The sequence below is a fragment of the Catellatospora sp. NPDC049111 genome, assembly GCF_040648615.1.
Taxonomy (GTDB): Bacteria; Actinomycetota; Actinomycetes; order Mycobacteriales; family Micromonosporaceae; genus Catellatospora; species Catellatospora aurea.
Genome location: NZ_JBEZEB010000055.1, coordinates 17,059 through 31,694 on the forward strand (window position 1 = coordinate 17,059; position 14,636 = coordinate 31,694).

Annotated in this window: 20 protein-coding genes; 11 read left to right on the forward strand and 9 right to left on the reverse strand. The window is 71.9% G+C overall.

The window, feature by feature from the left end; genetic code table 11:
* Positions 1 to 10 precede the first annotated feature (10 nt).
* Entirely contained in the window at positions 11 to 1,420 is a 1,410-nt protein-coding gene (locus AB0B66_RS39650; protein WP_360540077.1) for a protein kinase, read from the reverse strand.
* 93 nt (positions 1,421 to 1,513) lie between these two features.
* On the opposite strand from AB0B66_RS39650, the gene AB0B66_RS39655 reads away from it, so the two are divergent.
* The gene (locus tag AB0B66_RS39655; RefSeq protein ID WP_360540079.1) at positions 1,514 to 2,206 is read left to right on the forward strand and encodes a hypothetical protein; all 693 of its coding nucleotides are present in this window, start codon (positions 1,514 to 1,516) and stop codon (positions 2,204 to 2,206) included.
* A gap of 58 nt (positions 2,207 to 2,264) precedes the next feature.
* On the opposite strand, the gene AB0B66_RS39660 is transcribed toward AB0B66_RS39655, so the two are convergent.
* Together AB0B66_RS39660 and AB0B66_RS39665 are read right to left on the reverse strand one after the other, a co-directional pair.
* A complete protein-coding gene (locus AB0B66_RS39660) occupies positions 2,265 to 2,855 on the reverse strand; it encodes a hypothetical protein (RefSeq protein WP_360540081.1) in 591 nt (196 codons plus the stop codon).
* Positions 2,855 to 3,346 (reverse strand): GNAT family N-acetyltransferase, encoded by a 492-nt coding sequence (locus AB0B66_RS39665; protein WP_360540083.1) that lies wholly within the window; start codon positions 3,344 to 3,346, stop codon positions 2,855 to 2,857. Before AB0B66_RS39665 ends, AB0B66_RS39660 begins: the two co-directional genes overlap by 1 nt.
* 52 nt (positions 3,347 to 3,398) lie before the next feature.
* Here AB0B66_RS39665 and AB0B66_RS39670 point away from each other — a divergent pair, with 52 nt between their 5' ends.
* Together AB0B66_RS39670 and AB0B66_RS39675 are read left to right on the forward strand one after the other, a co-directional pair.
* Complete coding sequence (locus AB0B66_RS39670) at positions 3,399 to 4,055, forward strand: MOSC domain-containing protein (protein ID WP_360540085.1); 657 nt, start codon at positions 3,399 to 3,401, stop codon at positions 4,053 to 4,055.
* Positions 4,056 to 4,087: 32 nt separating this feature from the next.
* The gene (locus AB0B66_RS39675; RefSeq protein WP_360540087.1) at positions 4,088 to 4,336 is read left to right on the forward strand and encodes a hypothetical protein; all 249 of its coding nucleotides are present in this window, start codon (positions 4,088 to 4,090) and stop codon (positions 4,334 to 4,336) included.
* Between the two features lie 42 nt (positions 4,337 to 4,378).
* On the opposite strand, the gene AB0B66_RS39680 is transcribed toward AB0B66_RS39675, so the two are convergent.
* The 4 genes from AB0B66_RS39680 to AB0B66_RS39695 all read right to left on the reverse strand — a co-directional run bounded on the left by AB0B66_RS39680 (position 4,379) and on the right by AB0B66_RS39695 (position 7,585).
* Complete coding sequence (locus AB0B66_RS39680) at positions 4,379 to 5,182, reverse strand: PhzF family phenazine biosynthesis protein (RefSeq protein WP_360540089.1); 804 nt, start codon at positions 5,180 to 5,182, stop codon at positions 4,379 to 4,381.
* A gap of 68 nt (positions 5,183 to 5,250) precedes the next feature.
* A complete protein-coding gene (locus AB0B66_RS39685; protein WP_360540091.1) occupies positions 5,251 to 6,318 on the reverse strand; it encodes a methyltransferase domain-containing protein in 1,068 nt (355 codons plus the stop codon).
* Complete coding sequence (locus AB0B66_RS39690) at positions 6,255 to 7,130, reverse strand: tetratricopeptide repeat protein (RefSeq protein ID WP_360540093.1); 876 nt, start codon at positions 7,128 to 7,130, stop codon at positions 6,255 to 6,257. The genes AB0B66_RS39685 and AB0B66_RS39690 overlap by 64 nt, the downstream gene beginning before the upstream one ends.
* Positions 7,130 to 7,585: a hypothetical protein gene (locus AB0B66_RS39695; protein ID WP_360540095.1), complete on the reverse strand. Its 456-nt coding sequence runs from the start codon at positions 7,583 to 7,585 to the stop codon at positions 7,130 to 7,132. The genes AB0B66_RS39690 and AB0B66_RS39695 overlap by 1 nt, the downstream gene beginning before the upstream one ends.
* 128 nt (positions 7,586 to 7,713) lie before the next feature.
* On the opposite strand from AB0B66_RS39695, the gene AB0B66_RS39700 reads away from it, so the two are divergent.
* The 5 genes from AB0B66_RS39700 to AB0B66_RS39720 all read left to right on the forward strand — a co-directional run bounded on the left by AB0B66_RS39700 (position 7,714) and on the right by AB0B66_RS39720 (position 11,690).
* Complete coding sequence (locus AB0B66_RS39700) at positions 7,714 to 9,003, forward strand: AAA family ATPase (protein WP_360540097.1); 1,290 nt, start codon at positions 7,714 to 7,716, stop codon at positions 9,001 to 9,003.
* Positions 9,003 to 9,236 (forward strand): hypothetical protein, encoded by a 234-nt coding sequence (locus tag AB0B66_RS39705; RefSeq protein ID WP_360540099.1) that lies wholly within the window; start codon positions 9,003 to 9,005, stop codon positions 9,234 to 9,236. The genes AB0B66_RS39700 and AB0B66_RS39705 overlap by 1 nt, the downstream gene beginning before the upstream one ends.
* A gap of 125 nt (positions 9,237 to 9,361) precedes the next feature.
* On the forward strand, positions 9,362 to 10,720 hold the full coding sequence (locus tag AB0B66_RS39710) for a hypothetical protein (protein ID WP_360540101.1): 1,359 nt from the start codon (positions 9,362 to 9,364) through the stop codon (positions 10,718 to 10,720).
* Between the two features lie 198 nt (positions 10,721 to 10,918).
* Positions 10,919 to 11,347: a hypothetical protein gene (locus AB0B66_RS39715; RefSeq protein WP_360540103.1), complete on the forward strand. Its 429-nt coding sequence runs from the start codon at positions 10,919 to 10,921 to the stop codon at positions 11,345 to 11,347.
* Positions 11,348 to 11,366: 19 nt separating this feature from the next.
* Positions 11,367 to 11,690 (forward strand): Imm1 family immunity protein, encoded by a 324-nt coding sequence (locus AB0B66_RS39720; RefSeq protein WP_360540105.1) that lies wholly within the window; start codon positions 11,367 to 11,369, stop codon positions 11,688 to 11,690.
* 5 nt (positions 11,691 to 11,695) lie between these two features.
* On the opposite strand, the gene AB0B66_RS39725 is transcribed toward AB0B66_RS39720, so the two are convergent.
* Positions 11,696 to 12,106 (reverse strand): nuclear transport factor 2 family protein, encoded by a 411-nt coding sequence (locus AB0B66_RS39725; protein WP_360540107.1) that lies wholly within the window; start codon positions 12,104 to 12,106, stop codon positions 11,696 to 11,698.
* Positions 12,107 to 12,186: 80 nt separating this feature from the next.
* Here AB0B66_RS39725 and AB0B66_RS39730 point away from each other — a divergent pair, with 80 nt between their 5' ends.
* From AB0B66_RS39730 to AB0B66_RS39740, 3 genes are all read left to right on the forward strand, one after another.
* Positions 12,187 to 12,753, forward strand: coding sequence for a TetR/AcrR family transcriptional regulator (locus tag AB0B66_RS39730; protein WP_360540109.1), 567 nt, complete (start codon positions 12,187 to 12,189; stop codon positions 12,751 to 12,753).
* On the forward strand, positions 12,750 to 13,223 hold the full coding sequence (locus tag AB0B66_RS39735) for an NUDIX domain-containing protein (RefSeq protein WP_360540111.1): 474 nt from the start codon (positions 12,750 to 12,752) through the stop codon (positions 13,221 to 13,223). Before AB0B66_RS39730 ends, AB0B66_RS39735 begins: the two co-directional genes overlap by 4 nt.
* 90 nt (positions 13,224 to 13,313) lie before the next feature.
* Entirely contained in the window at positions 13,314 to 13,793 is a 480-nt protein-coding gene (locus AB0B66_RS39740) for a hypothetical protein (RefSeq protein ID WP_360540113.1), read from the forward strand.
* Positions 13,794 to 13,811: 18 nt separating this feature from the next.
* On the opposite strand, the gene AB0B66_RS39745 is transcribed toward AB0B66_RS39740, so the two are convergent.
* A complete protein-coding gene (locus AB0B66_RS39745) occupies positions 13,812 to 14,531 on the reverse strand; it encodes a hypothetical protein (RefSeq protein ID WP_360540115.1) in 720 nt (239 codons plus the stop codon).
* Between the last annotated feature and the right edge of the window lie 105 nt (positions 14,532 to 14,636).

The following is a 14,636-nucleotide window of genomic DNA, read 5'->3' on the forward strand; positions in this document are numbered from 1 at the left end:
TCCGGTTCGGTCAGGTGACCTTGCAGGTGCCGGTTGGTTTGCCGATCACCACGTCGACGGTGGAGCCTGCCGCGACGACCGTGCCGCCCGGGGGGCTCTGCTCCAGGACGTGGCACTGGTCGAGCGTCGACCGGTACTCGATGTTCGCCACCAGCCCGAGCCGCTCCATCGCCTCCTTGACCTCGACCTCCCGCCAGCTGAACATGCCGGGCACGGTGCGATTCGTGGACTGCGGGCTCGGCGATCCGGCGGGGTTCGCCGTCTCGGCGGGCTCGGGTGGGTCGACCGGGGCGTCCGACGGCTCGGTCCCGCCAGGCGCTGCGGGCGACGCACGGTGCGTCGGCGTGGCACCCGCGACCGGCGTCGCCGCCTGGGTGGTGGCCGGGGCCGCGGAACCGGAGACCGCCACCGAGGGGGACGTCGCGGGGCCCTGTGCCGGCGACTCCTCGGCCCCACCCCGGGACAGGAGGAAGGCGGCGAGCGCCACCAGCGACAGCACGGCCGCGGTGCCGACCAGCACGGGCCGCCGCCGGGTGTCCGACGCCGCATCCCCTGGCTCGGCACGCGGCAGACCAGGGCGTGCCCCAGCCGCCACACCACCCGCCGGTTCGGCGGCCGCCGCCGAAGCAGCCGCGGACAGGGCCGCCGCGCTCGGCCACCGGTCGGCCGGATCTTTCGCCAGCGCCCGCATGACGACCGCCCGGACCGGCTCCGGAATGCCGTCGGGCAGCTCCGGCGGCGGCTCGTTGACATGCTGCAGCGCCACCGCGAGCGGGGTGTCCCCGGCGAACGGGCGGCGCTGCGTCAGCATCTCGTAGGCGACCACCCCGAGGGCGTACACATCGGTCGCCGGACCGATGTCGGCACCGGTCACCTGCTCCGGGGCCAGATAGGACGCGGTGCCGAAGATCTCGCCCGCGGCGGTGAGCCGGTCGGCGGCGACGATCCGGGCGATGCCGAAGTCGGTCAGCGCCAGCCGCCCGCCCGGGCGCAGCAGCAGGTTCGCCGGTTTCACGTCGCGGTGCACGATGCCCTGCAGGTGCGCGGCGTGGATCGCGTCGGCGGCCATGGCCAGCAGCCGCATCGCCCGCGCGGGCTCCAGCGGGCCGACGCGGCGCACCAGCGACAGCAGCGACTCGCCCTCCACGAACTGCATCACCAGGTACGCGATGCCGTCGGCCTGGCCGTAGTCGTAGATCTCGACGATGCCCGGGTCGCTGAGCGCCGCCATGGCCTGCGCCTCGGCCCGGAACCGGGCCGCGAACCCGGGATCGACGGCCAGGTTCGGCAGCAGCACCTTCACCGCCACCCGGCGGCCCAGCACCGTGTCCTCGGCGCGCCACACCTCACCCATGCCGCCGCGCGCGATCAGCACCTGCAACGTGTACCGGCCGCCGAGCGTCAACCCCGGATCAAGCATGGCCGCCAGCCTTCGGTATCGGCCGCCGTCAGTCAAACACCCTGGTCACCGTCCACACACGGGAGTGCGGCAGCGGGGTGGATACTGCTCGACATGCCGGCAGCAGAGCACACGAGCACCCATCAGGCGCGATCCTTCGCGGCGCTGCCTGGTCCGGTCGGCGGCGAGCAGGAGTTCGCACAGTGCCTGCGCGACCTGATCGTGTTGACCGGTGCACAGCCGCCGGACGAACCGTCGTGGTGCACACCGCAGACCCGGGCGCGTGAGGCGCTGCGCCAGGTGTTCCTCGCCCGCCCAGCCGAGCCCGCATGGTTCGAGGCGCTGCTGCGTGCGACTGTCCACGACCCGAACCCGAGCGCCAACCGGACCTTCGTCAAGCCCATGCTGGCCGCCTACGGCATGCGCCGCGTGCAGCACGCGCTTATCGAACTGCTCGCACACGGCACCAGCGCCGAACGGGCCGGCGCGGCAGGCGCGTGGTACTGGGCCCGCGACCTCGGATTCGGCGACGACGACTACACGGCCATGCCGCAGCAGCCCGACGACGACCGGTGTGCCGACCTCGCCGTCGTCTGGCGGCACACCGCGCTGCGGGTGTTCCTCGCCGACCCCGACCTCGACGCCCGCCGCCGCATCCTGCCGATGCTGCCGCTGGCCGCCGACGCCTACCCGGCCGAGCTGCGCCCGCTGGTCGACGAGGCGATCCGCATAGCCCGCACCAGCTCCGACGAATACCTGAGGCACCGGGTCGAACACCAGGTGGGCGGGTGCGAATCACGCGGGTGACCGCTGCGGCCGCGCGATGTTCGGACGGCCCGGTTCACTCGGCCGGTGCGCCGCCGGGTCAGGACGGGATGTCCCCGATCAGCAGCGGAGCGAACATCAGCGTCCACAGCACGGCGAAACCCGCGTCCAGGTGCGACGGCGAGCAGAGCCACCTGACGAACCGGTTGGACCGGGCCCCTTGGCGGAGGAAGATCTGATGGTGCTTGCGCTCCATCTCGCCCCTCGGCTTGCGGCGCCCGTACGTGTCCGGTGGGAAGCCGCGCATGCTGATCATCCAGAGCAGGGTCAGCCGGCCGATCTGGAAGAACGCGGAGCTGCTGGAGAACATGCCGCTGACGATCGTCACCACCATGATCACTGACAGGGACGGGGCCAGCGGACGCAGCGTCGCGGCGAGAATGTACGCGGGCAGGCTCACTCCGCATATCGCCAGCCAGGCCATGAACCGCAGCACACAGCTGACCAGCGCGTCGTCTCGTGTCTGCGGTCGGGCCCGCGCATCGGATCTGACTTCCCGTGCCGTCGTGTGCCGTTCGACGGGCCTGCCGCGGTTCAAGTACGCCGCGATGGGCCCGGCCAGCAGCTCGACGGCGAACCGGCCCAGGTCTCGCAACGGCCGCCCGACCGGGGGTGCTCCGACGCCACCCATCAGCTGAGCGGGCCCGGCGGGTCCGCCAGGCCGGCCAGGGCCGGGCCGTCGAGCCGGTAGACGGTCCAGTCCGACATCGGCTTCGCGCCGATCGACCGGTAGAAGTCGATCGCGGGGGTGTTCCAGTTCAGAACCCACCATTGCAGGCGGGTGTAGCCGCGTTCGCGGCAGATGCGGGCAAGCTCGCGCAGCAGGGCCTTGCCGTGGCCCTTGCCTCGGGCCGCCGGGCGCACGTACAGGTCCTCCAGGTAGATGCCGTGCACGCCGTGCCAGGTGGAGAAGTTCAGGAACCACAGCGCCATGCCGACCGGTTCGCCGGACTCGTCGTCGACGGCCACGTGCGCGAACGCGGCCGGGTGCGGCCCGAACAGCGCCTCGTGCAGCTGCGCCGGGGTCGCCTTGGCCTCCTGCGGGGCCTTCTCGTACTCGGCCAGCTCGCGGATCAGGTCGATGAGCACCGGGACGTCGGCCGGCACAGCGGGGCGGATCATGGCGGGGAGGATACTCGGTGGCCGTCCAGGTGAGGGCGGCTAGGCTGGCCGGATGGGCACCGTACTCTCCGTCAACCTGGGCAGGGCCAAGCGCTGCGACGCCGCCGACGTCGGCGTCACCGCGATCGACAAGCACCCGGTGGCCGGGTCGGTCGAGTTGCGGGCGCCGGGGCCCAAGGACGGCGGGCTGGGCAGCGGTGTGGTCGGCGACGAGATCTGCGACCGGCGCCACCACGGCGGCGACGACCAGGCCGTGTACGCGTACGCCCGGGAGGACCTCGACGGCTGGGCGGCCGAGTTGGGCCGCGACATCGCCGGCGGCGTGTTCGGCGAGAACCTGACCACGTCCGGCGTCGACGTCAACGGGGCGCGCATCGGCGAGCGGTGGCAGGTCGGCGACGAGGCGGTGCTGGAGGTGTCGCTGCCGCGCATCCCGTGCCGTACGTTCGCCGACCAGATGCGCGAGCAGGGCTGGATCAAGACGTTCACGCAGCGTGCCCTGCCGGGGGCGTACCTGCGCGTGATCGTCCCGGGCCGGGTGAGGGAAGGCGACCCGGTGACCGTGCTGCACCGCCCGGACCACGACGTGACCGTCGCGCTGGCATTCCGCGCGTTGACCCTGGAGCCCGAACTGCTGCCGCGACTGCTGGCCGCCGACGCGCTTCCCGAGAAGGTCCGCGAGAAGGCCCGCCAGCGCGCCGCCCGATGACGGCAGGCGGTCATGCCGGATAGCCTTCGGAGATGTCTGCCGATTCCATCGGCCTGCCCGATGACTTTGCCGCCGCGGGTTCGGCTGGTGGCATCGCCTCCGAGCACATCAGGGAGGCGACGCGGAACGTGCTCGCTGCCGTCGGAGTCGGCCAGGTGCCACGTGACGAGTACGCGCGGATAGCGCGATCGGTTGCCGAGGCAGATGCCCGACGTTCGGATCCGGATCGGCGGCGTCAGCTCGACTTGCGGCTGGCCGAGCTGACGCGGCGCGAGCGGTGACCCGGGCCGGCGGGACCGCGGATGTTCACACTGGTCGACTGATCAGGCGTGCAGGGTGCCGTCGAGGACGGTGACGGCGCGGCCGGTCAGTTCGACGCGGTCGCCGCGCAGGGCGGTGCGGACCAGCCCCGAGCGGGCCGAGGCCTGCAGGCCGACCAGGTCGTCGCGGCCGAGCCGCCCGGCCCACAGCGGCGAGAGCGCGGTGTGGGCGCTGCCGGTCACCGGGTCCTCCGGGACGCCGACGGCAGGGCCGAAGAACCGCGACACGAAGTCGTACCCGGACGACGTGTCGGCGGCGGCCGCCGTGACGATCACCCCGCGGGTGGCCAGCGCCGCGACCCTGGCGAGGTCCGGCCGCAGGTCGCGGACGGTCTGCTCGTCGGCGACCTCGACCAGCAGGTCGCCCAGCGCCGGGCCGGTCTCCCACGCGGCGAGCACCGGCGCGCCCAGCGCCTCGGCGACCCCGACCGGCTCGGCGGGCGTCAGCGGCGAGACCGGGAAGTCCAGGGTGATGGCGCCGTCGCCGGTGACGGCGGCCGTCAGCACCCCGCTGCGGCTGTCGAACGCGACCAGGTCGCCGATCAGCTCGTCCTCGACCAGGGCGTGCGCCATGGCCAGGGTGGCGTGGCCGCACAGGTTCACCTCGCACAGCGGCGTGAACCAGCGCAGCGCCCAGTCCTGCCCGCCGCGGGGGTGCGCGAACGCGGTCTCGGCCAGGTTCATCTCGGCGGCGACGCGCTGCATCCACGCCTCGTCCGGGAATGTGTCCGTGGCCAGCACGACGACCCCGGCCGGGTTGCCGCCGAACGGCCGGTCGGTGAACGCGTCGATGATCCTGATCCGCATACCGGCACCCTAACCCGGTCGGCGCGGCCTGCGGCACGGCCAATCCCGGGTCGGTGGACCCGGGTGCGTCAGAACTGCTGCTGCCACAGCTCGATGCCATCGTGCCCGGCGTCGAGGCAGGACAGGTCAGGCGCGGGGCGGCCGGACCGGCGGGCGAACTCGGCCACGGCCGCGCCGAACCCCTCATCGCTGTCGAGGACGGTCACGTAATGGCCGTACACGAGGTCGACGGTCAGTTCGATGTGGTCGACACCCGCGATCTCGACCACGAACCGGCAGACCGAGGCGTGGTAGACGTCTTCCCAGGGGATCGGTTCGAGCGAGTCGACGTGCACACCGCGGTCGTCCACCAGCACCGAGCGGCGCGGCGGCGGCGTCGGCTCGGGGCGGGTGCCGGTGCGCAGCGGGTGGTAGTAGGAGTCGACGGCGGGCTGGCCGGTGTAGTTCGGGCCCGCCTGGTCGTCGGCTCCGGCGTACTCCAAGGGCAGGTCCAGCACGGCCGGGCCGGTGCGGGTGACGATGCGGCGGCGGGCGTCGTAGGCGACGCCGGCCTCGCGCAGCAGGCGGCGCACCAGCCGGGCCGCCGGTGTGCCGTCGGCCAGCCGGATGCTCGCCAGGTCCAGGTGCGCGGCGAGCGTGCCGCCGGGAGACAGCCAGGTCAGCGCGCGGGCGAGCACGCCGAGCTTGTCCCCGACGTAGTGCAGCCCGTGCACGCAGGTGATCAGGTCGAAGGCGCGGTCCGGCTGCCACTGCGCGAGCGAGGCGGTGACCAGGGTGAGCCCGTTCAGCGCGGATGCCCGCGGGTCGAAGTGGTCCACCAGGTCCACGCCGACGATCTCCAGCCCGTCCGGTGCCTGACCGGCGGCTTCGACCAGGGCCCGGCCCTGGCCGCAGCACAGGTCCAGCCATGCCGCCGCGCCATGTTCGGCCAGCCGGGGCAGCAGCCGGTCCAGCGGGTGCAGGCCCAGGTCGCGGGCGTAGCTGTTGACGCCGTCGAGCCCGCGTTCGCGGTTCATGGCGTTGTTGGCCACCACCGAGGACCGCTCCAGGGCCTCGTCGTCGAGCAGGCGCATCAGCGCCAGCGGCGCATCAGCCAGCGGCGCAGCAGCGGCGGCACCACCCACGAGTACACGCACAGCGCGAACCAGGCCACCGCGGCCACCGCCGACAGCGTCGGCAGTCCGAGGCTGCGCAGGCCGTAGATGACGACGATCGCGGCGATCCACGTCTTGACCGGCCCGAACCGGGTGAACGGGCGCAGCGGCACCAGCAGCGGGTGCAGCCCGATCCGGGCCTCGTACGCGGCCTGCGCGTAGTCGCGGTCGGTCGGGTCGTTCGCGACCGCCTGGCGCAGCCCCGAGTACGCCGAGCGGACCTGCCCGCGAGCCGCGCTGGTCCCGCCGAGCAAGGCGTGCGCCTGGGCGTTGTCGGGATGGGCGGCGACGAACTCGCGGCTGATCCGCTGGGCGAGCACGTCGTCGCCGCTCGCGTGGGCGAGCTGGACTCGGGTCGAGAACACGATCGGCGCGTCGGAGTCCTGCGCCGCGGCCAGCTCCACCAGGCGGCGGGCCTTGTCGAGCTGGCCGTGCTCCAAGCACAGCCGGGCGTACACGCACAGCAGGCTGACGTCCTCAGGTGCGATCGCCAGCCCGTCGAGCAGCGCCCGCTCGGCGGTCTCGGGTCGGCCGAGCCGGTGCTCGGCGAGGCCGAGCTGGCAGAGCAGGTCAGGGTCGGGGCCGCCCGCGGCCAGGCCCGCCCGGGCCGCGTCGCGCGCCTCGCCCCAGCGTTCGAGCTGGAGCAGGGCGGCCGCACGCAGTTCGAACACGAGCGCCGACCCGGCGTCGGACTCGGGCAGCACGGCGAGTTCACGCAGCGCGTCCTCGGGCCGGGCGGCGGCCAGCAGGGCGTGCGCGCGCAGCAGCGCCGGGGCGTGGGCGTGCTCGGTCATCAGTCCACCACCACCGCGATCAGGATGTTCTCCAGCAGGCCGCAGCCGATGACGGCGGCCAGGCCGGGGCCGAACAGGCTCGCCGGTTCACCGTTGCCGTACTCGTACGCCCGGAATGCCTTCTTCTGGGTCATGCTGACGACGCCCCAGACCAGCAGCCCGAAGACGGTGCCCAGGATCCGGGCCTGGGTCTGCCCGAGCAGGGCCGTCATGGCCAGCCGCGCCGCGACGGCGGCGAGCCCGGCGGCGGCGACGGCGAGCTGCTGGTTGACGCCCAGCGACAGCCGACGTGCGTTGAGCACCCCGAGCACCGCGACGGCCAGCGGGCCGCCGAAGAACGCCGGGTAGACGATCGAGGAGGGCCGCCACGGCGGATCGCCGGCGGCCACGGGCGCGGCCGTGATCGTCGGGCGGAACAGGTCGTCGTTCATGCGGTCCTCGGGGTGGGGTGTCACGTCGGCACGTGGCCGGGTCGGCACAGCATAGTGACTTCACCGCAGCTGCGGGGGCCGCTGTTCGGGCCGTTCCGAACCGGCGGGTAGGGGGCACCGCGAGCTGCGACGAGCCAGCATAATGGCACGCCATGAGCTCCTCGCTGATCGAAAGTCTGCTCGCGGCCGTCGCCGCCCGCCCCGACGACCTGCCGCTGCGGCTGCACGTCGCCGAGCTGCTGGTCGCCGCGGACCGGCCGGGCGAGGCGATCGCTCAGCTCGCGGCGGTGCTGGCGCTGCAGCCGCAGCACGAGCAGGCCCAGGCGCTGATGGCCCGCGCCCTGGGCGGCCCGGCCCCGGCGAAGCCCGCGGCGCGGGCGTCGGAGGCTCCGCAGCCCCAACAGCCGGGGCAGGCCGATCCGGCCGCCGAGGCCCCGCGGCCCGCCGCGCCGGGCGGCGAGCTGAACTGGCTGGCCCTGGAGGCGCAGTTCGCCGACTCGGTGCCGCTGCGCTTCGCCTCCGCCGACGACGAGCCCGAGGCCGTCAAGGGCGACGGCGACCGGGTCTTCGACGTCGAGAGCAGCGACGTGCGCCTGGCCGACGTCGGCGGCATGACCGACGTGAAGAAGCGCCTGGAGCTGTCGTTCCTCGCGCCGATGAAGAACAAGAAGCTGCGCGAGCTGTACGGCAAGAGCCTGCGCGGCGGCCTGCTGCTCTACGGCCCGCCCGGCTGCGGCAAGACGTTCCTGGCCCGCGCGGTTGCCGGGGAGATGGGTGCCAAGTTCACCACGATCTCGCTGGTCGACGTGCTGAACATGTGGATCGGCGAATCCGAGCGCAACCTGCACGAGATTTTCGAGACCGCCCGGCGCAACGCCCCGTGCGTGATCTTCCTCGACGAGGTCGACGCGCTCGGGCACAAGCGCAGCCAGATGAAGTCCTCGGCGATGCGCACCCTCGGCAACCAGCTGCTGGCCGAGCTCGACGGCATGGAGGGCGCCAACGAGGGCGTGTTCGTGCTCGCCGCGACCAACGCCCCCTGGGATGTCGACCCGGCGCTGCGCCGCCCCGGCCGCCTGGACCGCACCGTGCTGGTCGCGCCGCCGGACGCCGCCGCCCGGCGCTCGATCATCGAGTACCACCTGCGGCAGCGGCCCATCGCGGGCATCGACCTGAAGAAACTGGCCGGGTCCACGGAGCAGTTCTCCGGCGCGGACCTGGCGCACCTGTGCGAGACCGCCACCGAGTACGCCATGCACGACTCCATCACCAGCGGCGACCTGCGGATGATCGAGCAGCGCGACTTCGAGGCGGCGCTGCGCGAGGTGCGCCCGTCCACCGGGCCGTGGTTCACCACCGCCCGCAACGTCGCGATGTTCGCCAACGAGGGCGGCGCGTACGACGAGCTGGTCTCCTACCTGAAGAAGCAGAAACTGCTCTGATGGCCGTGCCGACGACCGACATCCACCTCGACCGGCACGGCCGGATCGTGGCCGGTGAGGACGAGGGATTCTTTCTGCGCGTCCAGTTCGACGCCGAGCACACGCGCGGCTACTACGTGTTCTTTGTGGACGACATCGATAATCCCTCCGCCGGCGGCGACCACTGGGCCAAGGACATGGCGGAGCTGCGGACCCTGTTCCGCACTTCGCAGTGGCGGATCGAATGGCTGTGACGAGCACCTGACAGGAACGGTGGGCTGCTTCGCCGCCAGCTCGACCGAGCAGCTCTTCGACGCCCACCGCTTGGCGCGTCCCACTACTGTCTACGTGATCATCGACATGACGGGGGCGTCAAGGCGTGAGTCGGTTGTGGAAGTCGAGGGCCGGTTCCATCAACCGGAGCCGGTCATCGTTCAGCGCGTACTTCTCGATTCTGTTGCTTGTGGCGCTGTACGGGGGAGGCACCTTCGCCCTCGTCCGGCTGGTGCCGGAGGACGGCAACCTGCCACGAGGCGTCTTCGCGATGGCGTTCTTGACGGTGCCGCTCGCCGTTTACCAGGCGATCAGTGCTCGGATGGTTGCCCGCAGCGCAGAGCGGCAGGCCGCGGTAGAAGGTGACCCGCTCCGCGACGGTTCGCCGGTGTGGGATGTGGTTCCTGCCGTCAAGTCAGCGTTCAGGGAGTTCAGGCTCGGTCCGTACACGGTGCTTCTGCTGCTGCACCTGGCCTTCGCGGTGTTCGCGCTCAGTGCCCCGACTGCCTGGTTCGACCGGCTTGGGCTCGCGGTGACCAGCGGCCTGTACTCGATGATGACTTTCTTGCTGAGCATCGCCCTCATCGGGGGACTCCCGCACCTCCTGCTGCTGATCGAAGCGGAGCCGGAGTCCGGATCCGCCGCGGAGCGACGTCGTCACCGCCGAGCGCGGACTCGGCCGTTCACGCTGTTGGCGGCCGCATTCGCTGCTCTGCCGTTGGGCTTGCTGCTCATCGAGCAACTAGTGCCCTCCGTCGGGACGGACCGGGCGGCGCTGGTGACCGGGTGGGCACTCTGGCTGGTCGTGTGGTACGTCGCTCTCCGCGTCATCATCGCCCGGCTGCGGACGAGCGCGACCGACCCGAAGAGCGACGTCATTGCCCGGCTGTGGAGGGAGGCGACCGGCCCGAAGACCGCGGGTCCGCACCCGGCACCGCCTCAGGCGGCCGCGCCCACCGCTCCGAAGCGAGCGAAGCCCGAGCACCCGTCGTTGCCGGTGCCACGGCTCGAGCCGGTCCCGCTGTGGGGCGCGCGGCCCGTGTACGAAGATCGCGGCGGCGGTCTCCTGACGTGGGATGAAGGCAGCAGAGACCGTGTGGTGCGCAGTTCGGCGCAGTTGCACGCCGAACTGCTGCGGCTGCATCTGAGCACGGTCACCGTGCCCAGGACCGCCGACTTCACGCCCGAGTCGGGTATGACCGTGCGGATCAGTCTCGGCGAGGAGAGAACCGTCCTGCTGACCGACCCCGACGACCCGGCTCTGTCGAGAGTCGTCACGATGTCAGGCCTGGCGAAGGCCTTCGCCGACCCGCAGGTTCACACCTACCCGTCCCACGCCTACCTGCCCTTCGACCTTGCCGTGGAGATCCTCCGCAGATACTGCGCGACCGGCGTGCTGCCGGGTGCCGCCACCGCAACGGATGACGTGGCACCGGATGTCCGGCCTGCTGGCGATGCGGGGTAGGCGCTGTTCAGGATGCGCCGAGCGCCTCGGCGACGGCGAGGGTGTGCCGGCACTCCCGCCATTGAGCTCGCGGGTGCGCAGCACGAAATGCGCTGACCCCACCGCCTGGCGTGGATCCGCTACGGCCTGGCCGATGATCGACAGACGCGGGGGCGTGCGGTGATGAGTCGGCTGTGGAGATGGTTCGGGCAGCACCCGTTGCTGGCGGCGATCTCGGTGAACGTTCTGAGTGTGCTGGCCATCATTGCGCTGGTTCCGGAGGACGGCAATGTTCCTACCTTCGCGGTTACCACGGCGTCCATGGCAGTGCAGTTCTACCTGCTGCGCGTCGTCATGAGGGAGGCGGGGCGGCTTCACGTCGAACGGGAGGCCGTCTACGGCGGCGCGGAGGGTTCCGGACAGCCGAGGCCCGGTGCGGAGTTTTCGTTCGGCAAGGCGGCGCGGGGTGTTGCTGCTGTTGTCGCTGTGGACTGTCCTGTTCTCGGCGGTCTTCTGGGTCATCATCCGCTGGTTCGAGGGCGACTCGCGAGCGCGGCCGCGTCCGATCCAGGCGTCCGCGAGGAAGCCGGAACGGTTGCCGGTGGCCGGCCCGGTGCCGGTCGTTCTCGGGCTGCTGACGTGGGATGAGGGAGCCCGGAGCTGCGAGATGAGCACCGCCGAGCAACTCCGTGCTCAGGTGCGCCGCCTGCACCTGAGCACGGTCGTGCTGCCGCGGTCCGCCGAATTCGTGCCGCAGTCCGGTGTGCCGGTGCGGATCGGCCTCGGTGACGAGCAGAGCCTGCTGGTCACGGCACCGCGCGACGGCGCACCCGCGCACGTGGTGATCATGGGTCCGGAGGGGCTGCGTACGGAGCCGGTCGTTCTCTCCGACGGCGGGCAGCCCGTTTACCCGCCCGGCGCGGCGATCGCCATGAACGTCGCGATCGACGTGCTCGGCAGCTACTGCAAGACCGGAGAACTGCCGGGGTAGGCGGCTCAGGCTGCGGACAGGGCCTGGGCGATGGCGAGCGTGTGCTGGTACTCCCGCCAGTGTGCGATGCGCCCGTCGCGGGCGCGCAGCACGCCGACGAACGGCGCGGACGCCTGCCTGCCGGTTGTCGTGACGGTGCCGCCGAGTTCGTACTCCACGACGATGACGTCCGGGTCGACGGTCTCGTGCACCGCGGTGACCTGGCACCGGTCGAAGCGCACCGGCAGCGCGGCCCGTCCGGCCTCGGCGAACGCGACGAACGCCGCCCGGCCCTCGATCCGGTCGGGCCGGCCGGGCGCCGCGAACGGCATCTCGACGACGACGTCCTCGGTGAACAACTCCGGGTCCAGGGCGGGCCCGTCAGACAGGAACCACTGCCGGCGCAACCGATCGAACGCTTCGTGGGGTGTGGACATGGGACACCTCCGGATAAGATGAGCGACGACTCGACTTCGTACGATAATGAGTGTCGACTCATTTTTTCAAGGGGAGAGCCGTGCCGCCTGATGACAAGCCGTTGCGCGCGGACGCGCTGCGCAACCGCAACCGCATCCTGCAAGCCGCGGAGCAGGTGTTCTCCGAGCGCGGACCGGCCGCTTCCACCGAGGAGGTCGCCAACCGGGCCGGTGTCGCCATCGGCACCGTGTTCCGGCACTTCCCGACCAAGGCCGACCTGCTCCGCGAGATCATGAAGGGCCTGCTGGCTCGGCTGGTCTCCGATGTGGAGACGCTGCGGCGCGACAGCCCGCCGGGCACGGCGCTGTTCGCCTTCTTCACCACACTCGTCGCCCAGGCGGCACGGCAGAAGACTGTGCTCGACCTGCTCGCCGAGGCGGGCACGGAGCTGAGCATCCCCGACGCGGTCGGCATGCTGGAACGCTCCGTGGACGGGCTGCTGACCTCGGCGCAGGACGCGGGCACGGTCCGCCCCGACGTGCAACTGCCCGAGGTGATGGCGCTGCTCGGCGCCGTCTGCCAGGGCGCGGTCACCGGCGGCTGGGACGAGCGGTTGCAGGCCCGCACCCTGGCCGTCGTCTTCGCCGGCCTGAGGCCTGCGGCATGACCACCCGCCGCGACCACTTCCACGACCCGGACGCGCCCGCGGCCACCCGCATCGTGCCCGGCGGGGTCGCCGTCATCGTCGACGAGCGGGGACGGGTGCTGCTGCAACGGCGGGCCGACTCGGGCAACTGGTCGCTGCCCGGCGGCACCATGGAGGTCGGCGAGACCCTCGAACAGTGCGTGGTCCGCGAGGTCCGCGAGGAGACCGGGCTCGACGTCGAGATCACCGGCCTGGTCGGGGTCTACACCGACCCCGACCACGTCATCGCGTACGCCGACGGCGAGGTCCGCCAGCAGTTCAGCCTCGTGTACCGCGCCCGGGTCGTCGGTGGCGGGCTGTCGCGTAGCGAGGAGTCCACCGACCTGCGTTACGTCGACCCGGCCGAGTTCGACACGCTGCCGATCCACGAGTCGACCCGGCTGCGCCTGCGCCACCACCTCGACGACCGCGACACCCCGTACCTCGGCTGAGCCGGGCTTGGCCCACCGAATCGCACGGCGGCGCGGCGAACGCTTCTGCGATGATCCTCCGGATGAGCCATGCACCGGAGGGGCCGTGTGGTGGACGCGTTGCTCGGTGAGCTGACCGTGCTCGCCGAGCGGGCCGGCGTGCCGGTGCCCGCCGATCCGCACGACGAGCATCAGCGCTGGCCGCTCTACCAGCGGACGATGGCGCGGCCCGAGTGCCACGCACAGCTCATGGCCACGGTCGCCGCCGATCCCGATTCCGTCCTCGTGCTGGCGGTGGTGCTGCAGATGCTCGAGATCGACCGCGATGGCCGGGACCACTGGGTGGCGCTGGCCCGCGATGAGAAGGACCTCGCGTACGCGTCGCGCCGCGCCGCCGAACACGCGATCCTCGACGCGTACGGCGACGTGCCCGGCCTCGGCCCCGCGATGATCCCGACCTGGACCGACTGGCTGCAGCGAACGCTGTCGGAGGTCTCCACGGTCCCCGGGGTGCTGGAACTGCTGGCGCACCACGGCAGAACCAAGCGGATCAGGCGGACGGCGTCGAGCCGGGCCGGAGCGCCGCGCTGACCGGACCCGGCGTGCGGATCAGGTGAACGAGACCTCGTCGATGTCGATGGTGACGAGTTCGAGGTCGCGGTCCACCGCCCCGTCCGCGCCGACCGGGTGGACGCGCCGCCGGGTGGGCACCATGATCCCGTTGAACTCGCGGTGGTCGGAGCAGTAGTGGGCGGCCGGACCGGCGTTGATGACCTCGGCCGTGTAGTCGTGCCTGCGCAGGAGCCCGGACTCGTCGAAGTGGAACGTCTGCTCCCGGCAGTGGGTGGCGACATGGTCCGGGAAGGTGACCTTGAGCCGCTGCCAGGTCTGCCCTTCCTCCTGCACCGGGCTCAACTGCTCGGTCCGGAACCCTGGCGAGGCGAACGAGAACGGGGCCGTCAGGTAGGTCCACATGGCGTAACCGGCGAAGTAGGCGACGTGCAGGTCGTCCCAAGGGGTGTGCAGGGTGTGGCCGGCGAAGGCGGCGCGCGGGTCGAGCCGTTCGGCCTTCACCTCGCCGGTGTCGCTCTCGATGGCCACCCGCTGCGCGGTGAACGAGGTGCGCAGGCCGGGTGCGGGGAAGGGGCGGTGGGAGGCGTGCTGCTCCTGCAGGTCGACGCGCACTTCGGCCTCGGCGAGGATCCCCGCCCGGCCTTTCACCGCCCACAGCGCCCCACCGGTGCGGAAGTGGGCCGTCGCCGAGGTGAACCGGCGGTAGCGGTCGAGGCCACCGTGGGCCTCGATGACGAAGTCGGTCAGGTCGTTCACTGCGCTGCCTCCGTGGCGGGATCGTCGGGCCTGTCGACCCGGCTGGGACTCAAATATGACCGGTCGTCTTAAGTCGCGGCAACGAGCGCTGGATCACGGCGGGGA